Annotated in this window: 17 protein-coding genes; 11 read left to right on the top strand and 6 right to left on the bottom strand. The window is 70.1% G+C overall.

The genetic code is table 11. The annotated features are described in order from the left end of the window. Nucleotides 1-41 precede the first annotated feature (41 nt). Nucleotides 42-2,594, bottom strand: coding sequence for a X2-like carbohydrate binding domain-containing protein (locus ABD901_RS32990; protein WP_345132797.1), 2,553 nt, complete (start codon nucleotides 2,592-2,594; stop codon nucleotides 42-44). Between the two features lie 266 nt (nucleotides 2,595-2,860). On the opposite strand from ABD901_RS32990, the gene ABD901_RS32985 reads away from it, so the two are divergent. Continuing rightward, nucleotides 2,861-3,229 carry a DeoR family transcriptional regulator gene (locus ABD901_RS32985; protein WP_345132795.1) on the top strand — a complete coding sequence of 123 codons (369 nt, stop codon included), beginning with the start codon at nucleotides 2,861-2,863 and terminating at the stop codon, nucleotides 3,227-3,229. 79 nt (nucleotides 3,230-3,308) lie between these two features. Here ABD901_RS32985 and ABD901_RS32980 read toward each other — a convergent pair whose 3' ends face one another. From ABD901_RS32980 to ABD901_RS32970, 3 genes are read right to left on the bottom strand one after another with little or no spacing between them, the layout of a single operon-like run. Further along, on the bottom strand, nucleotides 3,309-5,789 hold the full coding sequence (locus ABD901_RS32980; RefSeq protein ID WP_345132793.1) for a glycosyl hydrolase family 95 catalytic domain-containing protein: 2,481 nt from the start codon (nucleotides 5,787-5,789) through the stop codon (nucleotides 3,309-3,311). Between the two features lie 16 nt (nucleotides 5,790-5,805). Continuing rightward, nucleotides 5,806-6,765 (bottom strand): acetylxylan esterase, encoded by a 960-nt coding sequence (locus ABD901_RS32975; RefSeq protein WP_345132791.1) that lies wholly within the window; start codon nucleotides 6,763-6,765, stop codon nucleotides 5,806-5,808. A gap of 27 nt (nucleotides 6,766-6,792) precedes the next feature. After that, a complete protein-coding gene (locus ABD901_RS32970) occupies nucleotides 6,793-8,877 on the bottom strand; it encodes an alpha-galactosidase (RefSeq protein WP_345132789.1) in 2,085 nt (694 codons plus the stop codon). Nucleotides 8,878-9,000: 123 nt separating this feature from the next. Between ABD901_RS32970 and ABD901_RS32965 the strand changes: the two genes are divergently transcribed. The 6 genes from ABD901_RS32965 (at nucleotide 9,001) to ABD901_RS32940 (ending at nucleotide 16,858) form a co-directional block, all read left to right on the top strand. Beyond that, nucleotides 9,001-10,167: an ROK family transcriptional regulator gene (locus ABD901_RS32965; RefSeq protein ID WP_345132787.1), complete on the top strand. Its 1,167-nt coding sequence runs from the start codon at nucleotides 9,001-9,003 to the stop codon at nucleotides 10,165-10,167. A gap of 44 nt (nucleotides 10,168-10,211) precedes the next feature. Next, nucleotides 10,212-11,288 (top strand): ABC transporter permease, encoded by a 1,077-nt coding sequence (locus tag ABD901_RS32960; RefSeq protein WP_345132785.1) that lies wholly within the window; start codon nucleotides 10,212-10,214, stop codon nucleotides 11,286-11,288. After that, nucleotides 11,285-12,226, top strand: coding sequence for a carbohydrate ABC transporter permease (locus tag ABD901_RS32955; RefSeq protein ID WP_345132783.1), 942 nt, complete (start codon nucleotides 11,285-11,287; stop codon nucleotides 12,224-12,226). Before ABD901_RS32960 ends, ABD901_RS32955 begins: the two co-directional genes overlap by 4 nt. A 35-nt stretch (nucleotides 12,227-12,261) precedes the next feature. Then, nucleotides 12,262-13,926, top strand: coding sequence for a type 2 periplasmic-binding domain-containing protein (locus tag ABD901_RS32950; protein WP_345132781.1), 1,665 nt, complete (start codon nucleotides 12,262-12,264; stop codon nucleotides 13,924-13,926). An 80-nt stretch (nucleotides 13,927-14,006) separates the two neighbouring features. Beyond that, nucleotides 14,007-15,098 carry a mandelate racemase/muconate lactonizing enzyme family protein gene (locus tag ABD901_RS32945; protein WP_345132778.1) on the top strand — a complete coding sequence of 364 codons (1,092 nt, stop codon included), beginning with the start codon at nucleotides 14,007-14,009 and terminating at the stop codon, nucleotides 15,096-15,098. Beyond that, nucleotides 15,095-16,858 (top strand): right-handed parallel beta-helix repeat-containing protein, encoded by a 1,764-nt coding sequence (locus ABD901_RS32940; RefSeq protein ID WP_345132776.1) that lies wholly within the window; start codon nucleotides 15,095-15,097, stop codon nucleotides 16,856-16,858. Before ABD901_RS32945 ends, ABD901_RS32940 begins: the two co-directional genes overlap by 4 nt. Here ABD901_RS32940 and treS read toward each other — a convergent pair. Together treS and ABD901_RS32930 are read right to left on the bottom strand one after the other, a co-directional pair. Further along, a complete protein-coding gene (gene treS / locus ABD901_RS32935) occupies nucleotides 16,799-18,457 on the bottom strand; it encodes a maltose alpha-D-glucosyltransferase (RefSeq protein ID WP_345132774.1) in 1,659 nt (552 codons plus the stop codon). The genes ABD901_RS32940 and treS overlap by 60 nt on opposite strands. Before the next feature lie 160 nt (nucleotides 18,458-18,617). After that, the gene (locus tag ABD901_RS32930; protein WP_345132772.1) at nucleotides 18,618-19,802 is read right to left on the bottom strand and encodes a uroporphyrinogen-III synthase; all 1,185 of its coding nucleotides are present in this window, start codon (nucleotides 19,800-19,802) and stop codon (nucleotides 18,618-18,620) included. Between the two features lie 537 nt (nucleotides 19,803-20,339). Between ABD901_RS32930 and ABD901_RS32925 the strand changes: the two genes are divergently transcribed. The 4 genes from ABD901_RS32925 (at nucleotide 20,340) to ABD901_RS32910 (ending at nucleotide 25,288) form a co-directional block, all read left to right on the top strand. Further along, nucleotides 20,340-21,533, top strand: coding sequence for an ABC transporter ATP-binding protein (locus ABD901_RS32925; protein WP_345132770.1), 1,194 nt, complete (start codon nucleotides 20,340-20,342; stop codon nucleotides 21,531-21,533). A gap of 97 nt (nucleotides 21,534-21,630) precedes the next feature. Beyond that, entirely contained in the window at nucleotides 21,631-22,935 is a 1,305-nt protein-coding gene (locus ABD901_RS32920; protein WP_345132768.1) for an ABC transporter substrate-binding protein, read from the top strand. Continuing rightward, nucleotides 22,935-24,371, top strand: coding sequence for an ABC transporter permease subunit (locus ABD901_RS32915; RefSeq protein ID WP_345132766.1), 1,437 nt, complete (start codon nucleotides 22,935-22,937; stop codon nucleotides 24,369-24,371). Before ABD901_RS32920 ends, ABD901_RS32915 begins: the two co-directional genes overlap by 1 nt. Further along, a complete protein-coding gene (locus ABD901_RS32910) occupies nucleotides 24,368-25,288 on the top strand; it encodes a carbohydrate ABC transporter permease (protein ID WP_345132764.1) in 921 nt (306 codons plus the stop codon). The genes ABD901_RS32915 and ABD901_RS32910 overlap by 4 nt, the downstream gene beginning before the upstream one ends. Nucleotides 25,289-25,505 lie beyond the last annotated feature (217 nt).

The following is a 25,505-nucleotide window of genomic DNA, read 5'->3' as shown; positions in this document are numbered from 1 at the left end:
GGCCGGGGCCGCCGGCGGCGGCGCTCCGGCCCTCCTGCGGATCATCGGGTGGTGTAGCGGATGACGTCGGTGCGCATCACGTCGCCCGACGCCTTCACTGCCATGAAGGTGTGCTGCCCGTTGCTGAGCCCCGAGACACTGAACACCGGCTGCTGTGTCACGCGCGCGTCGGTGCGGGTGTCGACGCGCCCGGCGAGTCTGCCGTCGATGTAGATGTCGACGAGCCCCTGGTCGGGTGCGGTGGCGGTGATCCAGTCGACGCCGGTACCCCGGAACGTGTACGAGACCGAGTCGCCGTTGTGGGTCGTGGCGTGCACGTCGTCCAGATAGTCACCCCGGAACGCGAAGTCCAGCTGCGCCGTGCCGAGCGGAAGACCGGCGAGGTACGCCGAGCGCAGGGTCACGGTCGACCCCGACAGCGTGTAGTCGCTGCCCTGCTTGAGGGCCGTGCCGCCGCGCGAGACGCCGATGAACTCGCTGCCGGTGCGCAGGACCTTCACCTGCACGTCCGCCGGCGCCTTCTTGTCGAACGACGCCGCCGGCGGGTCGATGAGACTCGGCTGCAGCACGTCGATCCGGTCGAGCAGCATGAAGGCGCCGGACTTCTTGACGGCCTTGAGCGTGTGGCTGCCGTTGGGCAGGTCGTTCACCGTGAAGACGGTCTGCTGCGCGAGGCGAGGCTGCCCCGGGTCGCGTCCCGTGTTCACGGTCTTCACGAGCTGGTCGTCGATGTAGATGTCGACGTTGCCCTGTGACGTGTCCATCTCGGTGAGGTACGAGACGCCCGTGCCCTGGAAGGTGTACTGGAACGAGTCGCCGTCGCGCTCGGTGTAGTGCACGCCGTCGCCGTAGTCGCCGAGCCCGCGGCCGGTGCTTTGCGACCACGATCCCACGTACGCGACGCCCGGGTCGGTGTCGTCGTGGGTGATCGTGCGGAACGGGCCGGTCGTCGACGGGGGAGCGGGCGTGCCGGTGTCGGTGACGTTCATGGTGAGCGGCTGCGAGGTGGCGGCGACCTCGTTCCCGCCGTTGCGGGTCCAGTCGCCGCCGTAGCCGACGCGCAGGGCGTCGTCGTTGACGGCGACGGCAGCGCCGGCCTGCGGCGTCACCTTGAGCAGGCGCACGCCGTGGATCGGTACACCTGAGGCCGTGAATCCGGTGGGGAAGCGGCCGAGGTCCTTGCGGGCCCACAGGTCGCGCACGGTGGCGGCACCGGTCAGGCCGAGGTCCGACCAGTTCGCGGTGATGTCCTTCTCGGTACGGCCGAGGTTGAACAGCGCGACGGTGTAGCTGCCGTCGGCGTTGAGCGCGTACCAAACCTGCTGTTGCGTCGTTGTGGAGACCGGGCGCGCCGGGGTCCCGGCCTGGTCGACCGCGATCGCCTCGGGGTTGGTGAGCAGGCTGAGCCCGTAGGAGTCGAGGTTCGTCAGGTCGTTGCCGAGGTACAGCGGCGCGGCGGAGATCGCCCACAGCGTCATCGCGGTCTGCCGCTCGTCGCGGGTCAGGCCGTCCATGGTGCCGTTGCCGACGTCGAGCGAGTCGAGGTCGTTCCACCCGCCGTTGCCGCCGTTGCGCCACCAGGAAGCCACGTCCGGGAAGAGCCGGGCGATGTTGTCCCACTTCGTGAGCGCGTCGTTGGCGCAGTAGCACTCGACGTCCCACTCGACGCGCCAGCCGTTCGCCTTGGACCGCCAGTAGTCGGCGTACTTCGGGTCGACCGCCCACGACAGCTCGAACCAGATCTTGTGCGCCTTGAGCGCCGCGGACCAGGCGGCGACGTCGTCGCGGGCGTCGAGCGACAGGTCGCTCACCCCGGAGCCGGGGGTGACGCTGTCGAACTTGACGAAGTTGACGCCCCACTGGGCGAAGAGGTCGACGATCGAGTCGATGTACCGCTGCGAGCACGGGTTCGAGAAGTCGATCTTGTAGCCGATGTGCCAGTAGTCGGAGGGTCGCGGCGGCTGCGCGACGATGTCGTGCGTCGTGCAGCCGGGGGCGCCGGCGATCGGCAGGCTCGCGTTGTACACGTCCGGGGAGATGCCGGGGATCATGTAGAGCCCGAACTTCTGGCCGTTTGCGTGGACGTGGTCGATGACCTTCTGCAGGCCTTGCGGGTAGAGCGTGGCACTGGGCTTCGGCCGGCCGTTGGCGTCGACCCCGTCGTTCCATCCGGCATCGACGTTGATGTGGTCGTAGCCGTACTGCTGCAGCTTGGCGTGCATCGCGTCGGACTGCTTGATGAGCTGGTCACCCGTGATCCACTTCGAGTTGCCGGAGTAGACCTGCATGCTGTAGCTGCTCCAACCCATGTACGGCCGCACGGCCCAGGGGTCGGCGCTCGAGGCGGCCGGCGCCTTGGGCGTCGCGGTGAGCGGATCGGATGGGGGCGCGACGGCGGGCAGGGCGCCGGGCGCCGCGGCGGGCGGTGCACTCAGCTTCCGGTCGTATCCGGCGGCGGCCTGCGCCGGATGGGCGCTCGCGCCCAGGAGCGTGAGCAGCGCGGCGGCCAGGACGGCGGCGGCGGAACGGGTTCGGCTCCTGCGTGGGGGCTGGGGTCGGTCGGCCTGCATGGCGGTGCGTAGCGGTGACCTCACAGTCACACCTCTCGATTGGGGGCGGGGTGGTGCCGGGCCACGGCGGGCCGGCGCGATCGAGTCGATGCCGGTCTGCGGCAACCTAGCCGGAACGTAGAAGCAATAATTAACTTCGTCAAGTATTGATTTCGCCGGGCGGGCGGACCTACGCTCGGCGGCACCCGTCACCACCGACCGGCACCCGGCGGCACCCGCCGGCGCCGCCGAATCGCCGAACCGAGGACGACGATGCCTGCCGTGCTGTTCGATCCCGATCACCGCCCGGCATGACCGGCGACTTACCACCCGACGAGCGGGTCCTGGCCGCGAACCGCCACCGCCAGATCCTGCAGCTGCTCGCCGAACACGAGTACGTGACCATCGGCCAGATCCGTGACGCCACCGGCGCGTCGAACTCCACGGTGAGCCGCGATCTCAGCTTCCTCGCCGGCGCCGGCGCCATCCACCGCATCAGGGGCGGCGCGACCCGGCCGGCCGGAACGCGCGATGCGCTGGACGAACTCCGCGCGCACCTCGCCGGATTGTCCCGCCCGCTCAGGCACGGGGACCTCGATGCGGTTCAGGCCATCCTCCGGCAGGCGCTCGCGGTCTGCGATCGTGTGCGCCTGCGGCAATCGGCGGGGTCCGCCCGGTGACGCCCGGATAGCGCCTCCGCCCGGGCATGGCGGCGGCCGGGCCGAGGCGAACCTCGACCCGGACGCTGCAGGCATCGAGCTATGTCGAAGGTGCGAGTGGTATCCGAGACCTGGGCGCGAGTTCGGTCAGATCCGGTCCGAAGTGGACTTCCTCGCCCGCGTCGACAGCCACCTCGACGGTTCGCCGGCCATCGCGGATCACGGCCGTCCGGGTGCCGGTCAGGTGACTGCCGCGGACCGTCAACGACGTGAGGCGGCCCTGCTGCCAGGCGAGGTCGACGCTCCACCCGCCGCGGCACCGCACGCCCCGGGCGGAGCCTTCGGGCCATTGCGCGGGGATGGCCGGGAGCAGGCGGATGACGCCGCCGTGGCTGTGCACCACCAGCTCCAGGATCGCCGCCATGAGTCCGTAGTTGCCGTCGATCTGGAACGGTGGGTGGGTGCTGAAGAGGTTCGGCAGCAGGCCGCCCCACCGCGAGCCGTCGACCGGCGCGTCGGTCGTGGAGTCGCCGCCGAACGGGCGGGTCGCCTCCAGGAAGAGGCCCCGGGCCGTCCGGGCGTCGCCAAGCCGGGCTCGGAGTGCGATCTTCCAGGCCCAGGACCATCCCATCGCGCCGGGACCCCGGGAGTCGAGGAGCCGTGCGGCGGCCGCGGCGAGGTCCGGCGTCTGCTCCGGGTCGATCTGGCCGAGGGGGTAGACGGCCACCATCTGGGACATGTGCCGGTGGGCGGGGTCCTGTTCCGGGTGGTCGTCGACCCATTCCTGCAGCCGGCCGTCGCCGGTGACCGCCGGTGGGCGCAGCCGTGGCAGCGCGTCGCGGATCTCCCGGCAGATCGGATCGTCGTGCGCCCCAAGGCGTTCGGCCGCGTCGAGGCAGCGCGTGAACAGGGCACGGATCAGCGCGATGTCCATCGCGGTGGAGTACGACAGGGATTCCGGGGTGCCGTGGCGGGAGATGAAGGCGTTCTCCGGCGACGTGGAGGGAATCGTGTCCAACCAGCCCGCTGCGCCGTCGACCAGCCAGTCCAGGCAGAACTCGGCGCAGCCGCGCATCAGCGGCCAGCCCCGGTCGCGCAGGAAGTCCATGTCCTGGGTGAAGTCGAAGTGCTCCCAGACGTGCTGGGTCAGCCAGACGCCGCCCATCATCCAGATCGCCCACGAGGGGTTGCCGTGTCCCATCCCCACGGGCAGGGCCCAGGCCCACATGTCGGTGTTGTGGTGTGCCACCCAGCCCCGGGTGCCGTAGAGGTCCCGGCTCACCTGGCGGCCCGTCACCGCGAGCCGGTCGATGAGCTCGAACAGGGGCTCGTGGCATTCGCTCAGCCCGGCGGGCTCGGCGCCCCAGTAGTTCATCTCCGTGTTGATGTTGAGCGTGTAGTTCGACGACCACGCGGGGCGCAGATCGGCGTTCCACAGGCCCTGAAGGTTGGCCGGCGGGCCGCCGCCCGGGCGGGACGCCGACGCGAGCAGGTAACGGCCCAGCTGGAACATGACCGTCGCGACGAGGCGGTCGTCGATGCCGGCCAGGACGTCCCGGGCGACATCGACCGTGCCCGCGCGGCGGTCGCCGATCGCGAGACGCGTGGCGCCGAGCAGGTTGCGCAGGTCCGTCTCGTGCGCGTGGAGCAGCTCGTCGGCGCCGGCGCTGCGAGCCGCTGCGGCACGATGCGCCGCGTCGTCCTGGTGCTGCTTCCTGCTGCCGGGTGACGTCGCCGGTCCTCGCCGGGCCCAGAAGTCGCCCGCGCTGGTGGCACTCGCCAGGGTCACGAGGGCCCGCGTCATGCCCCGGACGGACCAGGTGTCCCCGGCGACGACCACCGTGCCGTCGGTGTCGATCCGGACCGCGGCCGCGGCGAACGGGTCGTAGCCGTCGGTCCGTTGTCCGGCGTACCGCAGCGGCTCGGCGACACCCTCCTCGTGCCGCGGCGCGCCGTCGATGGGCACTTCGACGCCCACGACAATCCCCGCGTGGTCCGTCGTGCGGTGCACAACCCGCAGGAGGGAGGACAGCTCGAGGCTCATGTCCACGGTGCCGCCGTCGACCGTGACCGAGACGCACAGCGCCTGCGCCGGCCGGCTCGCCCAGGTGCGTCGCTCGACGGTGCGCCCGGCACCCAGGTCGATCGTCTCGCCGACCACGCCGGTGTCGAGGTTCAGCGTGCGGCCCCGGTACGTCGCCTCCGGGCCGGCGGCCAACGACATCCACAGGTCCAGGAACGGCAGGTACTCCTGGCTGTAGCGGCCCTCGAACGACATCAGCAGCGCCTCGGCCCGGCGGTAGTCCTCCTCGCGGATGGCCCGTCGCACCTCGGCGAGGCGCTGCGGGCCCGCGCCCGATGCGAGGACCTCGGCCAGCCCGGCCGCCGGGCCGTCCGGCGTCCCGGACCAGACCGTCGAGTCGTTGACCTGAAAACGGCTTCGGTGCACGCCGCCGAACACCATGGCACCGAGCCGGCCGTTGCCGACCGGTATCGCCTCGAACCAGGTCGACGCCGGCTGCGGCCATGCCAGTACGAGGTCGCCGGCCGTGCCGCCGACGCGTCCGTGATCTGCATCCATCGTCATGCTCTCCCGATCAGCCGGCCAACAGGCTGCGCAGCCAGCGCAACTGGATCGGCGCCTGGAACGTCGCGCCGCCCTCGTGCCCGTTGTACGGCCAGACCGTGATCTCCTTCGGACCGGCGTAGTGGTTGTACGCGGCGAACACCGTGGACGGTGGGCAGACCGCGTCCATCAGCGCCACCGAGTACAGCGCCGGTGCGGTAGCCCGCGCCGCGAGGTGCACGCCGTCGAAGTAGCCCAGCGTGTCGAAGACCTGCTCGATCCGGTCCCGGTTCGTCGCACAGAAGACGGCCAGTTCCTGGTACGGGTACGCGTCGGTGATCTCGCTGGCCCGCCGGAAATGGGTGAGGAACGGCACGTCGATGAGGGCGGCCCGGACCCGGGGGTGCAGGCCGGCCACCGCCTGCGCGATGCCGCCGCCCTGGCTGGCGCCGGCGACGATGATCCGGTCGGCGTCCACGTCCGGGTGGGTGGCGGCCGCGTCCACCGCCCGTACCGCGTCGGTGAAGAGCCGTCGGTAGTAGTACTGCTCGGGGTTCAGCACGCCGCGGGTGAGCAGGCCGGTGTGCTGCGGCGTGTCGCCGCCCGGCAGGTCGGGGGTGTCGCCGTCGCCCTGGCCGCGGGAGTCCACCACGAGCACCGCATACCCGGCCGCCGGCCACAACAGCCACTCGTGCGGGCGGCCCCGGCCGCCGCCGTAGCCGATGAACTGCACGATGCACGGCAGCGGCCCGGATGCGGCCGCGGGCGTGAGGAACCAGCCCGCCACCCGCTCTCCGCCGTAGCCGCTGAACCGCACATCGTGGACGTGCACCCCGGACAGCAGTGCGTCGTACGGGGTGAACTGCGGCGCCAGGTCGTGCTTCGCCGCGTCGGACAGCGTCGCGTGCCAGAACTCGTCGAAGTCGTCCGGCTCGACGCGTTGCGGGCGGTACTCGCGCAGCTGGTCGAGGGGTAGGTCGAACAGGGCCATGGCGGTGCCTTTCTGGATCGTGCCGGCTCAGCTCAGCCGCTGCAGGCGGACGAGTGCGCTGGCGTGGTCGCCCGGGGGCAGGTCGAGGGGCAGGCCGGAGTGCAGCAGCACGGCGCCGGGATAGGTCGCCCCGGTGTCCCGGTTGCGGTACACCGCGTCGGGTCGCACCGCGGCGAGGCGTAAGGGGGCGGGCCCGTGGCCGAACGGGCGGGCGGGGCACCAGGCGAGGACGACGTGCTCGTCCCCGTGGGTGTATTCGACCGCGGTGAGCGTGCCGTCGCCGCGCAGCCGGTACGGCGTGCCGTGCTGGATCACCGCCCGGGCGTCCTTGTACGCGGCGACCAGCTCGGCGGCCTCCTTCAGTTCGTCCTCGGTCCATGCGGTGAGGTCGCCGCCGATGCCCAGGGCGCCGGCCATGGCGACGTGGAAGCGGAACCGCAGCGGGGTGCGCCGCGCGGTGGCCGGGTTCGGGCTGTCGGTGACCCAGGCGCCCATGACCTGCGCCGGGTAGAGCTGGCTGAATCCGTGCTGGATGCCGATGCGGTCGACGGGGTCGGTGTTGTCCGATGTCCACACCTGGTCGGTGCGGGTCAGGATGCCCAGGTCCGCCCGGCCGCCGCCGCCGGCGCACGCCTCGATGCGCAGCCCCGGGTGGTCGGCCCGCAACCGGTCCATGATCCGGTAGACGGCCCGGGTGTGCTCGATCCACAGCCGGTCGGGATCGGCGTGGCCGGGCCATCCGGCCTCGGTGAACGGGCGGTTGGCGTCCCACTTGAGGAAGTCGATGTCGTGCTCGGTCACCAGCCGGTCGAGCCACGCGTGGGTCCACTGGGCGGCGTCGGGCCGAGCCAGGTTGAGCACGAGCTGGTGGCGCATCTCGGTGCGGTCGCGGTTGGCCATGTGCAGCACCCAGTCCGGGTGTGCCCGGTAGAGGTCGCTGTCGGGGTTGACCATCTCCGGCTCGACCCACAACCCGAAGCGCATGCCGAGCCGGCGCACCTCCGCGGCGAGCGGGCCCAGCCCGGTGGGGAAGCGGACCTGGTTGGGCACCCAGTCCCCGAGACCGGCCCGGTCGCTGCTGCGGTCGCCGAACCAGCCGTCGTCGGTCACGAACAGCTCGACGCCGAGGGCGGCGGCGCGCGCCGCGAGGGCCATCTGCCCGGCCTCGTCGACGTTGAAGCCGGTCGCCTCCCACGAGTTGTAGAGCACGGGCCGGGTCTCGTCGGGATGGGACAGCACGTGCCGGCGGACGTATGCGTGCCAGGCACGGCTGGCCGCACCGAACCCGCCCGCGGTGTAGTGGCCGGCGAACACCGGGGTGTCCAGCGCCTCGCCGGGCGCGAGTGACCAGCTCAGTCCCTCGTGGCCGAAGCCGCCGGTCCAGGTGGTCCGGCCGAACGGGTCGCGGTGCAGGGTGATCCGCCAGCTGCCGCTCCAGGCGAGCGCGGTGCTCCAGACCTCGCCGTGTTCCTCGCCGGCGGTGCCGTCGTCGACGGCCAGCCAGGGATTGGCGTGGTGGCTGGTGATGCCGCGCCGGCTGGTCAGGACCGTCTCGGCAACGGGTACCTCGGTGCGCCGGAGCTGGAACTCGCTGTTCCAGCCGCCGGTGAGGTGGCTCATCCGGTACGCCGGGCGGTGCGGAACCGCCCAGGCGGCGGAGTCGCAGCGCAGGATCGTGACCGCAGCCCCGTCCTCGGGGTTCTCGATGGTCGTCCACCGCTCGATCACGTCGCTGCCGTCGTGCATCCGGTAGTGCAGGGTCGCACGCAGCGGATAGTGCCGGTCGTGCAGGTGGATGCGCAGGTGGCCGCCGTCGGCGTCGTGGCCGGCGTAGCGCCATTCGATCGCCCGGGTGCCGTCGGCGAAGCGCACGAGCAGGCTGGGCGGCCCGAACCGGGCGCCGCCCTCCACCGCCAGCTCGTCGACGCCGGCCACGGCCTCGAAACTGCTCGCCGCCGGTGAGGTGCGCTCGGCCACCTCCGTGGCCTGGGCGAGGGTCAGCGCGGCACCCCAGTGGACATGGCGCACGCTGTCGTCCGCGGCGAGCCGGACGGCATACGACGTGGTCGGGCCGCGCAGCAGCCACAGGCGGTGAGCGGGGTCGAACAGCACGGGGGCATCAGGTCCTCGGTTCGGCGCGGGCGGCCGCAGGCCGCTGAGTGCCGATGAGCGTAGGACCGCCCCCGAGGCAATTCAATACTTGACGAAGTTAATTATGCCTCCTACGTTTCGCCTATGTTTCCAGAGACCGGTACGGCTTCGCTCGCCGCGGCCCCGGCGGCAACCGCGGTGTTCACGGCGGTGCTGACCGAGGGCCCGCTGAGCCGGGTCACCCTTGCACGCCGGCTCGGGCTGTCCTCCGCCGCCGTCACCAAGGCCGCCCGGCCGCTCATCGACATGGGCTACCTGTACGAGTTGGCCGCGACGGAGCGGACCAGTGCGGGCGCCGGACGCCCGGCCAGTCCGCTGGCCGTCCAGGCGGACCGCGAGTTCTTCGTCGGGGTGAAGATCACCGCCGACGAGCTGATCGGCGTGGTCTGCGATCTCTGCGCGGACGTGCGGGCCACCGCCCGCCGGCCGCTGAGCGATCCGAGCGTCGAGGCCGTCCTCACCGAACTCGGCCGGCTCGTCGACGGGCTGCTCGACGGGCCCGGCGACTACCGGTCACGCACCCGCCGGCTGGGGCTCGCCGTCTCCGGCGACGTGGACCGCACCACCGGCCAGGTCCGGTACTCGCCGTTCCTGCACTGGCGCAACGTACCCCTGAGCCAGCAGGCGGCCCGTACAACCGGGCTCACCGTCACGGTGGAGAACGACGTCAAGGCCCTGACCGCCGCCGAACACTGGTTCGGCGAGGGCGTTGGCGCCGAATCCTTCGCCCTCGTCACCGTGGGCACCGGCATCGGCTGCGGCCTGGTCGTCAACGGCCGGCTGGTCTCCGGCTCACACGGTGTGGCCGGCGAGATCGGCCACATCGCCGTCGACGCCAGCGGCCCGGACTGCCACTGCGGCGGTCGCGGCTGCGTCGAGGCCATCGCCGGCACGGAGGCCATCGTCCGGCAGGCCCGGGACCGCTCCGGCCGGCCGGAGCTCACCATCGACGACGCGGTGGCCCTGGCGCGCGCCGGCGACGAGCGGGTCGGCGCGGTCTTCGCCCGCGCCGGCAGCGCGATCGGCTCCGGGATCGCGGCCGTCGCGAACCTCGTCGGTCCCGCCCGCATCGTCGTGTCCGGCGAGGGTCTGGCCGCCTACGACCTGTTCGAGGCGCACATCCGCGCCGGCTTCGAACGCCAGGCATTCGGCGCCGCCGTCGACTGTCCCCTGTCCATCCGTCCGCTGCCCTTCGAGGAGTGGGCCCGCGGAGCGGCCGCGGTGAGTATCCAGTCGCTCGTCGTTGCCTGACCCGCCGGCGCCACCTCTGCGCCCCAGCACCAGGAGGTGTGACAGTGAGGTCACCGTTACGTACGACCGGGCAGCCCGACGAAGCACCGCCAGGCCCGCAGGCCGAGACGGCGATGGCCGGTCAGCGCCCGAACCCGCCGGCCGGCGCGACCGAGCCGCCGGCCAGTTCCGGCGGGCGCCGCAACGCCGCCCCGTACCGCCGGCGCAGCCGCTGGGCCGAGGCGCAGCGGTCCTGGCGCAGGCATTGGCAGCTCTACCTGCTGGTGATCGTGCCGGTGGCGTACTTCGTCATCTTCAAGTACATCCCGATCAGCAACGCCGTGATCGCGTTCAAGGACTACAACGTCATCCAGGGACCCTGGGGCAGCGACTGGGTCGGGTTCAAGAACTTCGAGCTGTTCTTCAGCAACCCGGTCTTCGGCACGCTGCTGAAGAACACCTTCATCCTGGCGTTCTACCTTGTGCTGGCGAGCTTCCCGATCCCGATCCTCCTGGCGATCGGGCTGAATGAGATCCGCGACGGCTGGTTCAAGCGCACGGTGCAGATGGTCACCTACGCGCCCTACTTCATCTCCACCGTCGTGGTGGTCTCGATGACGATCCTCGTGCTGTCGCCACGGATCGGCATCGTGAACGACGGGCTCGGCCTGCTCGGGATCCCGCCGGTGGACTTCCTCGGCGATCCGAGCTACTTCCGGCACATCTATGTCTGGTCCGACGTGTGGCAGACGGCGGGGTATTCGGCCGTCATCTACATGGCCGCTCTGGCCGGCATCGACCCGGCGCTGCACGAGGCGGCCAAGATCGACGGTGCCAGCCGGCTGCAGCGGATCCGCAACGTCGACCTGCCGGGCATCATGCCCACCGCGGTGATCATCCTGGTGCTCGGCGTCGGCAACATGATGGCGATCGGGTTCGAGAAGGCATACCTGCTGCAGAACTACCTGAACCTGGCGCAGTCGGAGATCATCCCGACCTACGTCTACAAGACCGGCCTGATCAATGCGGACTTCAGCATGGCGACCGCCGTCGGCCTGTTCAACTCGGTGGTCAACCTCTGCCTGCTGCTGTTCGTCAACTTCGCCGCCAAGCGGATCACCGGGAAGGGACTGTGGGGATGAGCACGCTGACGACATCGGACGTGTCGACGCCGCGGCGCAAGCCGGCCGCCGTGAAGAAGGTCCGCGAGCCCTTCCGGGACCGCGTGTTCCTGGTCGTCGTCACGATCATGCTGGCAGTCCTGCTGGCGCTGGTGCTGCTGCCCCTGATCTACATCGTCGCCAGTTCGTTCAGCAGCGCGAGCGCCGTCTCCGCGGGCCGGGTGACCTTCTGGCCGGTGGAGTTCTCGCTGCGCGCCTATGAAGAGGCCCTGACGAACCCGCAGCTCCTGCGCGGGTACTACAACTCGCTGATCTACGCCACCGCGGGCACCCTGATCAGCGTCACGCTGACCGTGGCCATCGCCTACCCGTTGTCGCGCAAGACGTTCTTCGGGCGCAACGTGCTGATGACCGGCCTGATCTTCACCATGCTGTTCTCGGGCGGCGTGATCCCGACGTACCTGGTGATCCAGGACCTCGGCATGCTGAACACCCGCTGGGCGCTGCTGATCCCCAACGCGATCGGCGTCTGGCAGGTGATCATCGCACGTACCTTCTTCGCCAACTCGATCCCGGACGACCTCTACGAGGCGGCGATGATCGACGGGGCGAGCGAGCTGCGATACCTGTGGTCGGTCGTGTTGCCGCTGTCGAAACCGCTGCTGGCCGTCCTCGCGCTGATGTACGCGATCTTCCAGTGGAACACCTACTTCGACGCCCTGATCTATCTCAAGGATCCCGATCTCTATCCGCTGCAGATCGTGCTCAGGAACATGCTCATCCTCAACCAGCGCGGCGTCGGCGCAACGGACGCGGCGCAGCTGCTCGAACAGCAGCAGCTCGCCAACGTGCTGAAGTACGCCCTCATCGTCGTATCGAGCCTGCCCGTGCTGCTCATCTACCCCTTCATCGCCCGCCACTTCACCAAGGGCGTGATGGTCGGCGCTGTGAAGGGCTGACACCCCACCCTCACCATTGGAAGGAACCTAGAAAAGTGCGCGCCATCAACAAAAGATTCACTGCGCTGGCGGTCGCCACGACGCTGGCACTGGCCGGGTGCACCTCCGAGAAAACGCCCGGCAGCGCCAAGCCCGAGTTCGGTCCGGACGGCAAGGTCATCATCGACACGTTCGCGCCCGCCAACGCGGACCTGAACCTGGACACCAACCCGGTCACGAAGTTGATGAGTGACAAGTTCAAGATCCAGTTCCGCTGGCAGACCACCACGTTCGACGCCGGACCGGCCCGGGAGAAGCGGCAGATCGCGCTCGCCAGTGGCGACTACCCGGACCTGTTCATGCTGATCCCCTGGGTGGACGGGTTCTCACAGGCCGACGTGCTGAAGCTCGGCAAGCAGGGCGTCGCGGTGCCGCTGGAAGGCCTGATCAAGGACAACGCGCCGAACATCCAGAAGGCGCTGGACACCAACAAGACGCTCAAGGAGATGTCGACCGCGCCCGACGGGCACATCTACGCGCTACCGCAATGGTCGGACTGCTTCCACTGCAGTTATCCGAACAAGCTGTGGATCAACAGCGCGTGGCTGAAGAAGCTGAACCTGCAGATGCCGAAGACCACCGAGGAGCTGCGCACGGTCCTGCGGGCGTTCAAGACCCAGGACCCGAACGGCAACGGCAAGGCCGACGAGATCCCGATGACCGCCGACGTGCAGGACGGCCACCTGATCGACTACCTGATGGGCGCGTTCGCCTACCCGCCGGCCGGCGCGAACAACGGCGGGCTCGGCCTGCTCACCCTCAACGGCGACAAGGTCACCACCCCGGTGAACACGCCCGAATGGCGCGAAGGCCTGAAGTACATCCGCTCGCTGTACCAGGAGGGCCTGATCGACCCGGCCTCGTTCACCCAGAACGCCGAGGCACTCCAGGCGACCGGCAACAACCCCGACGCCGTCATGATCGGCTCGTCGCCGCTGCTGCACCCGGCCATCTTCGTGAACCTGGGCTCCAAGGACAGCCGCGACAAGCAGTACGACGCCGCGCCCCCGCTGACGGGGCCGTCCGGCAAGAACTACAGCGGCCTGAACTACCCGAGCTCCAGCACCTTCACCTTCATGCTGACCAACAAGTCCAGCAAGGAGGCGCAGCTCGCGGCGATCAAGATGCTGGACTACATCTACACGACCGAGGGCACCAACATCGCGGTGATGGGTCCGGAGGGCGTGGGCTGGACCAAGCCGGGACCCGACGACATCGCGCTCGACAACAGTGTCCAGCCGCTGTACAAGCGCACGCCGGGTTCGCAGGCGCCCAAGAACCTCTCCTGGGACTCGATGGCGCAGTACAACCTGACCCTCGCCTACCGCAACGCCAACGTGGTGCCGATGGACATCTACGCCGAGGCCGGATACGAGCGGCGGCTGTTCCAGGCGACCAAGCTGTACGAGGGCCACGATGACAAGGCGCAGTTCTTCCCCACCGTCTCGGTCTGGACCGACCCGAGCGCCAGCGCCGAGATCGCGACCCTGAAGACCAACCTCGACAGCTACGTCTCGCAGGGCGAGCTGGCCTTCATCACGGGGTCGAAGAACATCGACTCCGACTGGGACGCCTACGTCAAGGGTCTCGACGGCGTCGGCCTGAAGCGGTACCTCGAACTGAACCAGAAGGACTACGACAGGTACAAGAACGGCAAGTGACCCGTGCACCCAGCCGGTCGGTCGTCGGCGCCGACCGGCTGGGCACGCGACGTGCCGGCGAGTCCTCGAGGAGAACCGTAGTGACGTCCACGATCACGCATGCCGAGGCGTACCTGGTCGATATCGCCGTCGAGACCGTCCGTACCGATGCGGTGCAGGCGTTCCTCAAGCAGGAGACGGTGTTCGTCGAGGTCCGCACGGGCGACGGCCGGCAGGGCACCGGCTACTCGTACACCATCGGCACCGGCGGCACCGCCGTGCTCGCGCTCCTGCGCGACCACCTGGTGCCCCGCCTGATCGGCCTGGACGCGGCCCGGGTGGAGGCGGTCTGGCGTGAGCTCTACGCCAGCACCCGCGCCACCGCCGTCGGCGCGATCACCTCACTGGCCCTGGCCGCAATCGATACCGCACTGTGGGACCTGCGCGCCAAGGCCGCCGGCCTGCCCCTGTGGGTGCTGGCCGGCGGGGCCAAGGACCGCATTGCGCTCTACGACACCGAGGGCGGCTGGCTGCACCTCAGCACCGAGGAGCTGGTCGCCGGGGCGACAGCGTCCCAGGCGGCCGGGTGGCCGGGGGTCAAGCTGAAGGTGGGCAAGCCCGACCCGGCCGAGGACGCCGAGCGGATCGCTGCCGTGCGAGCCGCCGTCGGCAACCGGCTCGACGTGATGGTCGACGCCAACCAGTCGCTCACCGCGGCGGAGGCGATCCGCCGGGCGCGGCTGCTCGAGCCGTACGGGCTCGCCTGGTTCGAGGAGCCACTGCCCGCCGACGACGTCGCCGGGCACGAACTGCTCGCCCGCTCGACGAGCATCCCGATCGCCGTGGGCGAGTCGATGTACTCGATCGGGCAGTTCGCCGAGTACGTGCGCCGCCAGGCCGCGGGGATCATCCAGGTCGACGTCGCCCGGATCGGCGGGATCACCCCCTGGCTCAAGGTCGCCCACCTGGCAGAGGCGTGCAACGTGGCGGTGTGCCCGCATTTCCTCATGGAGCTGCACGTGAGCCTGTGCGCCGCGGTGCCCAACAGCCGATACCTCGAGTACATCCCGCAGCTGCGGGCGGTGACCCGGTCCGAGATCGCCGTCGTCGACGGCCACGCTCTTGCTCCGAGCACCCCCGGGCTCGGCATCGACTGGGACCGCGACGCGATCGAGGACAGGAGAGTCGCGTGACGGCGCTGCTCGACGTCACCGACTTCGGGGCGCATCCCGGCCTGCACCATGCCGATGCCGCGCCGGCGATCCGGGCGGCGCTGCGCGCGGCGGGTGCTGCGGCGGGCCCGGTGCTGCTGCATTTCCCGCCGGGCGACTACCACGTGTGGCCGGACGGCGCGCAGCGCCGTGAGCTGTACGTCTCCAACACGGTGGGGGACGACCCGCGGCACCGCGTCAAGTCGATCGCGCTGCTCGTGGAGGGGACGGACGATCTTGTCCTCGCCGGGGAGGGCGCCCGTCTCGTCCTGCACGGGCTGCAGACCGCCTTCGCCGTCATCGACTCGTCGCGGGTGCGCATCGAGGGGCTCGAGTTCGACGTCGCGGTGCCGACGGTCGTCGATGCCACCGTGGCCGGCGCGGGCGTCACGGCGGGCCGGGCCTACCGGCTGATCCGGGTGCCCCCGGCCACGCTGTTCTCCGTCGAAGGCACCTCGATCCGCTGGCACGGCGAAGTGCTCGGCTCGGGCGGGGTCGCCTGGTCCGGGCGCGACGCGCTCGAGTACACCCAGATCCACGATCCGGCCCGTCAGCGGACGTGGCGTGGCCCGAACCCCCTCTTCGACCTGGTCCGCTCGATCCGCTTGGTGGGGGAGCGCGACATCCGCATCGACTACGAGCACGCCGAGGAACCGGCCGACCTGGGGCTCGTCTACTCGATGCGGTCGACGACCCGCGACCACCCCGGCGGGCTCGTGCTCGACAGTACCGACGTGACGCTGCAGCGGCTGCGGCTGCGCTTCCTGCACGGGTTCGGCGTGGTCGCCCAGACGAGCCGGGACGTCACCGTCGAGGGCTGCGAGTTCCAGGCCCCGGCGCAGAGCGGGCGGCACAGCGCCGGCTTCGCCGACTTCGTGCAGTTCTCCGGTTGTTCGGGGCGAGCGGTCGTGCGTGACTGCCTCTTCGACGGGCCGCACGACGATGCGATCAACGTCCACGGCAGCTACCTGCGGGTCACCGGGCAGCCGGACCTCCGCACGCTCGAACTGCAGTACCCGCACGCCGAGACCGCCGGCTTTCCCCAGTTCTCGCTCGGTGAACAGATCGAGCTCATCGATCGCGCCACGCTCCGGGCGGTCGCCTCGGCCACGGTGCACGACGTGCGGCAGCCGAGCGGTCGCGCCCACGACCAGCCCCTGCGCACCATCGTCGTGACCGTCGACGCGGACCTTCCGGGCGGTCTCGCCGGCTGGACCGCGGTGGAGAACGTCACCCGGACGCCGAGCGTGCTGATCGCACGCAACATCTTCCGCAACGTCCCCACGCGCGGGGTACTGGTGACCACCCGGCGCGCGGTGCTGATCGAGGAGAACCGGTTCGAGCGCACCGGCATGGCCGGCATCTACGTCTCCTGCGACGCCGACGAGTGGTGGGAGTCCGGGCCGGTGCACGACCTGACGATCCGTGGCAACGAGTTCATCGAACCGGGCGGGCCGGCGATCTTCCTCGATCCGCGCAACACCCGATGCGACGGCGAGCATCCGGTCCACCACGGTGTGGTCGTGGCGGAGAACCGCTTCGTGCTCGACGGTGTGCCCGCACTCGACGCGAGCAGCACGCACGGCATCCGCTTCCGGAACAACACCATCGTCCGGCGCGGCCCGGAGGGACCCGACTTCGTCCTGCGGTCCTGCTCCGACGTTGGCATCGACATATCGCCGTCATCGGACATGGTCGGGCCGCCGGCGCCGGTTCGGTGGGAGGATGCGGAACCAGTATGAGCCGTAGCCCGGCAAGGTCAGCAGGTACGGTCGCAGGCCGATGCCGGGGAACCGGGTGTCGCCGGTGAGCTCCACCGGCGTGTGACCGTGAAACCGGGATCCCAGCGGGAGCTGCACCGGCTGCGGGTGCCGGGACAGGTTGTGCACGCACAACAGCACCTCGTCGGTGGATTCGTCGTGGTACTCCCGCAGGAAGGCGAGCACCGCGTCGTTGGAGCCGCCCAGGTTGGTCAGCTCGCCGAGGGCGAACGCGGTGTGCCGTTTGCGGATCGCGAGCATCTTGCGGGTCCAGTGCAGCAGCGAGGCCGGTTCCTGGCGCTGGCGTTCGACGTTGACCGATTGGTAGCCGTACACCCAGCCGTTGTTCATCGGCAGGTACAGACGGCTCGGATCGCATCTGGAGAAGCCGCCGTTGCGGTCGACGTTCCACTGCATCGGGGTGCGTACGCCGTCGCGGTCGCCGAGGTACACGTTGTCGCCCATGCCGATCTCGTCGCCGTAGTAGATGACCGGCGCGCCCGGCAGCGACAGCAGCAGCGACGTGAACAGCTCGATCTGGTTGCGGTCGTTGCCCAGCATCGGAGCCAGCCGCCGCCGGATGCCGAGGTTGAGCCGCATGCGCGGATCGTGGGCGTACTCGGCGTAGAGGTAGTCGCGCTCCTCGTCGGTGACCATCTCCAGGGTGAGCTCGTCGTGGTTGCGCAGGAACGTGCCCCACTGGCAGCCGTCGGGGATCGTCGGCGTCTGGGCGAGGATCTCCGACAGCGGCGCTCGGGACTCCTTGCGCACCGCCATGAAGATGCGGGGCATCAGCGGGAAGTGGAACGCCATATGGCACTCGTCGCCACCGGTGCCGGCGTCGCCGAAGTACTCCACGAGGTCGGTCGGCCACAGGTTGGCCTCGGCGAGCAGCACGCTGCCGGGGTACTCGTCGTCGACGATCTTCCGGATGCGTTTAAGGTACTCGTGCGTCTCCGGCAGGCTGGCGCAGTCGGTGCCCTCGCGCTCGAACAGGTACGGCACCGCGTCGAGCCGGAAGCCGTCGATGCCGAGGCCGAGCCAGAACCGCACCACGTCGAGCATCGCGTCGGCGACGGCGGGGTTGTCGTAGTTGAGGTCCGGCTGGTGGTGGAAGAACCGGTGCCAGTAGAACTGCTGCCGGACCGGGTCGAACGTCCAGTTCGAGGGCTCGGTGTCGGCGAAGATGATCCGGGCGTCGGGATAGCCGGTGTCGGTGTCGCTCCACACGTAGAAGTCGCCGTAGGGTCCGGCCGGGTCCCGCCGCGACTCCTGGAACCAGTGGTGGCTGTCGGAGGTGTGGTTGAGCACGAGGTCGGTGATGACCCGGATACCGCGGGCGTGCGCCTCGTCGAGCAACGTCACGAAGTCGTCGATCGTGCCGTACTCCGCGCAGATCGTGTAGTAGTCCCGGATGTCGTAGCCCCCGTCGCGGCGCGGCGAGTCGTAGAACGGCGGCAGCCAGATGCAGTCGATGCCGAGCCACTGCAGATAGTCCAATTTGGACACCAGTCCCAGCAGATCGCCGACGCCGTCGTCGTCGGAGTCGAAGCAGGCCTGCGTGAGGACCTCGTAGAACACCGCGCGCCTGTACCAGTCTTTCTCGATCGGTCGGGCTGCCGGCGGTTGCGAAGTGCGCTGTCGCGTCATGGGGTTGTCCCGTCGTGGCGTGGCGAGGCTGCCGCGCGGACGGCCGGTCATCGTCGACCGGCGGTCGCGAGGGCGGATGGGTGGCACCTGGTCATGACGCGAGCCGGTAGCCGCGGCGAATGACCGTGTGGATCAGCTGCGTGCCGTCGAGGGCCCGGCGCAGGCGCGATATCGCCATCTCGATGGCGTGGTCGTCGACCGACGCGCCGGTCGGCATGTTGCGGCGGATGTCGGCGCACGACATCACGCGGCCCGGACTGCGGGCCAGGGTTCGCAGCACCGCGATCGGGACCGGCTGGACCGGGATCAGCCGGTCGTCGACGATCACCGCCTGCCCCCGGATCTCCACCTGGTGCGATCCCAGGCTCACCCGCACGGCGTTGGCCGGCAGCGCGGTGATCAGCGTCGCCACGAGGTCGTCGGTGTAGCCGACCGGCCCGACCAGGGGTCGCACCCCCTGGGCGACCAGCGCCGCCGCGGTCACCGGGCCGAGGCAGACGGCGCTCACCTCTTCGCACAGTGCGTTGAGCAGTTCCGGCAGCCGCCGGTCGCGCTCGGCCTGCTCGAGCAGGCTCCCGGTCGCCTCCGGGCTGGTCAGCGCGATCGCGTCGATCTGCCAGCGGATCACCTGGTCGACCAGCCGCCGCAGCTGCTCGGCGTGGTTCGGCGGGAACGCGCGATAGGTCGACACCTCCACCACGTCGGCGCCCTGCCGGCGCAGGGCCCGGCACACGTCGCGCAGCGACGGCGTGTCGACCTGCACCACGATGCGCCGGCCCGCGACCGGATGCGCGAGCAGGTACCGCAGCAGCTCCTCGGTCGAGGCGGCGGCGGTCGACCAGATCTCGCGCAGGCCGAGCTCGCGCAGGCTGTCGGCCGATGCGCCGTCACGGGCCAGCAGCCGGGCGCGGCCGAACGCGGCGGTCAGTCGGTCGGCGAGATGCCACCGCTGGGCCGCCGCGAGCCAGCTGCGGAACCCGAAGGGCGACGTGACGATGAGCTCCTCGATCGGCGCGGCCAGGCACTGCTCGGTGGCCGCGCGCAACTCGTCCTCGTCAGGCTGGGCGACGATCCGCAGGGCCTGCACGGCGACCACCTTCGCGCCGGCCTCCTCCAGTGGCGCGGCGATCGCCGGTCGGCGCTGCTCCGTCGCCAGCGCCACCGTGTAGCCCGTCAGTGGCGCGATGGCCGGGCTGTTCGAGCCCCCTGGGCGGCCGGAGCCGCCCACGGCGATGCCAGCGGCCGGTCGCCGCGGGTCGGCTGGCGGTGGCGCCACGGTGTACTCCTCTCGACCCCCTGGGCTGGCGGCAGGCACACGCGGCGGCATCGGCGGTGGCGCAATAGGCGGGGTGGGGCAGCGGTGCGCGGGAAACGTTCGGGATGGCCCCGGGGTCGGGGCCGTAACCGGTCGTGGGCGGTCCCGACAGGTTGGCGTCTACCGTGCCAGGAAATGCGCCGGAGGAGAGTCACGATACGATAAATCTCCGCTCACTGATTTTGGCTCCGGCCCGGATGCTGCAAAAATGAATGCGTCGCCGAAACGGCTGCGGCTCTTGGGCGCCTTTATGCAGGAAGCGGAGCCCCGATATTCGGGGCGAAGCGGACATCAACGGCGAGTCTTTCCCGGATCCGAGTTGCGATCTTGTGAGGAAGTCGTCGTTTCTGTTGCGGATCGTTATGCGGTCTGGTCACCGCCTCGTGAACGCGACAACACTCGCCACACCATTCGATTCGGTCGACGTCACGGCCTTTCTGTGAACGCGTGGCGGCCGTCGGACGAATCCAGACGAACCCAGCAGATCGGGAGTGGTCCGTGGCGGAGGTCAGGCTCGACGAGGTGAGCAAGGTGTACGCCGACGGGACACGGGCTGTCGACGGGCTGAGCCTCGAGATCGCCGACGGCGAGCTGCTCGTGCTCGTCGGTCCGTCCGGTTGCGGCAAGACCACCGCGCTGCGCATGGTGGCCGGGCTCGAGGACATCGATGCGGGACTCGTCAGCATCGGCGGCCGCGTCGTCAACCGAGTGCCGGCGCGCGACCGCGACATCGCGATGGTGTTCCAGAGCTATGCGCTCTACCCGCACCTCGACGTCTACGACAACATCGCCTTCGGCCTGAGGCTGCGCAAGGTGCCCGGGGCCGAGATCGAGCGCCGGGTCGCCGCGACCGGAGCCGCCCTGGGGCTGCGGGACCACCTCCGCCGCCGGCCACGGGCCCTGTCGGGCGGGCAGCGCCAGCGGGTCGCGATGGGGCGCGCGATCGTCCGCGAGCCGCAGGCATTCCTCATGGACGAGCCGCTGTCCAACCTGGACGCCAAGCTGCGGGTGCAGATGCGGGCCGAGATCGCGCGCACCACCCGGCGGCTCGGCGTCACGACCATCTACGTCACACACGACCAGACCGAGGCGATGACGCTCGGCGACCGCGTGGCGGTCATGCGCAAGGGTGTGCTGCAGCAGGTGGCCGCTCCGCAGGAGCTCTACGACCGGCCGGCCAACGTGTTCGTCGCCGGCTTCATCGGCTCGCCCGCGATGAACCTGGTCACCGGCGTCTTCACGACCTCGGCGCAGGACGTGGAGCTGCAGATCAGCGACCAGCACCTGCGGGTCGATCCGGCGCTGCTGCGCAACCGGCCGGGCGTGCGGGCGTACCTCGACCGCCCGGTCGCCGTCGGCATCCGGCCCGAGGACATGCAGGACGCGAGTCTGGCGCCGGCCGACGGCGCGGTGCTCTACGGCGCCGTCGACCTTGTCGAGGCGCTCGGCTCGGAACTGCTCGTGCACCTGCGGGTCGCGGTGCCTGGCGTCGTCACCGACGAGACCCGCGAGCTCGCCCGCGACGCCGGCCTCGACCCGGTCGAACCGGTCGGCACGGCAGGGCCGCTGACCGAGCTCGTCGCCAGGTTCAGCCCGCGTTCCCGCGTTCGCAAGGGCGAGCTGGTCGAGGTCGCCGTCGACACCGCTCGCCTGCACGTATTCGACTTGGACACCGGCCGGTCGATCCCGTGATCCGCGTGACCCGCGGCGCGAACGACCGCCAACGCCCTCGCTGGGCCCGGCGCGGGTTCCGACCGTTATGACACCCCGGCAAGAAGGAGACCGTTTCATGGCACGTAGGGCACAGCTCTGCGCGGCGCTGGCCGCGGTGGCAGTGGCCGCCGCCGGCTGCGAGGGCACCGCGTCCGAACCATCCGCAACCGGGGGGCTGAGCGGCACCGTCGAGGTCGTGGCGAAGTGGTCGGGCGTCGAGCAGGCCAACTTCAAGAAGGTGCTCGAGAACTTCGAGAAGAAGACCGGCGTCAAGACCGTCTACACCTCCGCCGGCGACGACGTCGCGTCGTTTCTCAACCAGAAGATCTCCGGCGGCACGCCGCCGTCGATCGCGCTCGTCCCGCAGCCCGGCACGGTCGCCGAACTGGCGAAGAAGGGCAACCTCAAGCCCCTCAGTGGCGAGGCGCTCGACGCGGTCACCGCGAACTACAGCCCCGCCTGGAAGGACCTCGGCACGGTCGACGGGAAGATGTACGGCTTCTACCTCAAGGCCGCACAGAAGTCGATCTGCTGGTACCGCACCGACGCCTTCGCCGCGGCCGGCATCAAGGATCCGAAGACCTGGGAGGAGTTCGGCGCCGCGGCCAAGACCCTCGCAGACGCCGGCATCACGCCGTTCGCGGTGCCCGGCGCGTCGGCCTGGACGTTGACCGACTTCTTCGAGAACGTGTACATCCAGGTCGGCGGTCCGGACAACTACGACAAGCTGTCCAAGCACCAGATCCCGTGGACCGACCCGACCGTGGTGGAAACGCTGAAGATCATCGGGCAGCTGTGGTCGACGCCGCGGATGATCGACGGCGGCAACGCCGGCGCGCTGAAGATCGACTTCTCGCAGTCCGTCGCCGAGGTGTTCGGCGAGAAGCCCAAGGCCGCCATCCTGTGCGAGGGCGACTTCGTCGGCTCGGAGATCACCAAGGCCGGCAAGTACAAGGTGGGCGACACGGCCAAGTACCTGCCCTTCCCGTCGATCAAGGGCGCCAAGCCGTCCGTGGTGGTCGGCGGCGACCAGGCGGTGGCGCTCAAGGACGACAAGGCGACGACGGCGCTCATGGCCTACCTCGCCTCGAAGGAGTCGGCCGAGATCTTCGCCAGGGGCGGCGGGTTCATCACGCCGAACAAGACCGCCGATCCATCGGCGTACCCTGATGCTACAGTGCGCGGACTGGCCAACCTGGTCATCAGCGCCGACGTCATCAAGTTCGACATGTCGGACCTCGCCCCGGCATCGTTCGGCGGCGGCACCAACGCCGACGAATGGAAGCTGCTCCAGGACTTCCTCGGCAACCCGACGATGGATGCGAACGCCCTGGCGGGCAAGCTCGAAGACGCGGCCAAGAAGGACTTCGGGAGCAACTGATGGCGCGCGCGTCCGAGCCGGCAGGCACGTTCAGGGCCGTACCGGCAGCAGGGAACAGGGGTCGGCTGACCGGCCAACCGGTCCGGGGCGGCGCCCTCGCCCGCCGGCCGGACGCGCCGGACGGCAAGCCGTCGCAACGGGGGCGGGGAGGGCGCCGGTGGGAGGTTCCCGGCCTCATCACGGCGCTCTTCCTCGGCCCGGCGCTGGTCATCCTGGCCGCCGTCGTGGCGTACCCGATCGTCGCCACGGTCTGGTACAGCTTCTTCAACGCCGACAGCACCCGCTTCGTCGGTCTGGACAACTACGTCGAGATGTTCACCGGGCCGGCCACCCGCCGGGCCATCATCAACAACGTCATCTGGGTCGTCGTGGCCCCGACGGTGGTCACCGCGCTCGGGCTGCTGTTCGCCGTGCTCAGCGAGCGGATCCGGCTGGCCACCGCCTTCAAGACCGTGCTGTTCATGCCGATGGCCATCTCGTTCCTCGCCGCCGGCGTCACGTTCACCCTGGTGTACCAGGCGGACAAGGACCGCGGCGCGCTCAACGCCGCGATCGTGTCGATCCACGACGCGTTCAAGCCGCCGTCGAAGTACTACGGGACGAGCCCGCGCGACGAGGCCGGCCTGGTGAGCGTCGACGGCACGGTGCAGACTGCGAAGCCCGCCGCCACGACCGCGCCGGTCCTGCTGCCGATGGTCGGCCTGCCACCCGACCGGATCCCGGCCGAGGCGGTCGATGCGGCGCCCGACCTCCCCGCAACGGGCCTGCGGGGCGTGGTCTGGCTCGACTTCAGCCGCGGCGGCGGCGGCCGCTCCGGCGCCGTCGACGCGGGGGAGAAGGGCCTGCCCGGCATGGTTGTCGAGGCGGTACGGGACGGGAAGGTGCTCGCCACGACCCGGACCGATCCGGCGGGGGGCTTCGCGTTCCCCCAGCTCACCGGCGACGGCTACACGATCCGGCTGGCCGCGGCGAACTTCGCGCCCCCGTTCAACGGGGTCACCTGGCTCGGCGGCAGCATCGTGACGCCCGCGATCATCGCCGCGTACATCTGGATCTGGGCCGGCTTCGCGATGGTGCTGATCTCGGCGGGCCTGTCGGCCATCCCGCGCGACGCGCTGGAGGCCGCCCGGGTCGACGGCGCCACCGAGTGGCAGGTGTTCCGGCGAGTGACCATCCCGCTGGTCCGCCCGGTGCTGGTGGTCGTGCTGGTCACGCTGGTCATCAACGTGCTGAAGATCTTCGACCTGGTGTACATCCTGGCGCCGGACCCGGCGACCCAGGACCGCGCGAACGTCGTGGCACTGCAGATGTACCAGACCGCCTTCGCGCGGCAGAACACCGGACTGGGCAGCGCGCTGGCGGTGCTGCTCTTCGTACTCGTACTGCCCGCCATGCTGTACAACGTCCGCAGGCTGCGAGGAGACAGGGACCGATGAGCTTCGTATCCACAGCCAGGGTGCCGACGATCGAACCGGCCGGCACCGCGGTGACCGGCCCGCCGAGGCGCAGCATCGTGTCCCGGATCGTCGCGCGGCTCGGCGGTGGCCTGATGTACGCGACCGTCGTGCTCATCGCGCTGATCTGGCTGCTGCCGACGACCGGCCTGCTGGTGGCCAGCCTGCGCCCGGCCTCGGCCAGCGCCGCCACGGGCTGGTGGCACGTCTTCACGAAGCCCGGCGAACTCACCCTGGCCAACTACGCCAACCTCCTGAACAACGGCGACATGGTCGGCGGGCTGTGGAACAGCGTGCTCATCACGGTGCCGTCCACCGTCCTGGTCGTGGCGATCGGTGCGCTGGCCGCCTACGCCCTGGCGTGGCTGGACTTCCGCGGCCGCGACACGCTGTTCGCCGTCGTGGTCGCGCTCATCGTGGTACCGATCCAGATGGCGATCATCCCCGACGCGAAGCTGTTCGGCGCGCTCGGCATCTTCGGCACGCTCACCGGCGTGGTCGTGTTCCACGTCGCGTTCGGGCTCCCGTTCGCCATCTTCCTGCTCCGCAACTTCTTCATCGGCATCCCCCGAGACCTGCTCGAGGCAGCCCGCATGGACGGCGCCACCGAGTTCACGATCTTCACCCGGGTGGTGCTGCCGATCGGCTGGCCGGCGATCGCCTCGCTGACCATCTTCCAGTTCCTGTTCGTCTGGAACGACCTGCTGGTCGCGAAGGTCTTCGCCGGCGCGTCCAGCAAGCCCATCACCTACGTCCTGCAGGAACAGATGGGCACGTTCTCCTCCAACGTCGACGTGATCGCGCCGGGCGCGTTCCTGTCGATGCTGCTGCCCCTGATCGTGTTCTTCGCGTTCCAGCGGTACTTCGTGCAGGGCGTCATGGCGGGGTCGGTGAAGTAGCCAGTCCTCCGCCGGTCCGGCCAACCCAGGCCGAGGCGGCCGGATCGGCGGATCCCAGCCCGGCCCGCGCTCGTTCTACGCGAGCGCGGGCAGCGGGATCTTCGGAGCGCTCGTTTCCGGTCGGGTGCAATCGGGGTGAACGGGCGTAGGGTGAAGGCGCTGCTCCGGACCCCGGTGGCCGACAGTCCGTCGTTGATGGACGCGTTCCACCGATCGA

The organism is Dactylosporangium darangshiense (assembly GCF_039537565.1).
GTDB lineage: Bacteria > Actinomycetota > Actinomycetes > Mycobacteriales > Micromonosporaceae > Dactylosporangium > Dactylosporangium darangshiense.
This window is presented reverse-complemented; position numbering and strand designations above follow the sequence as displayed.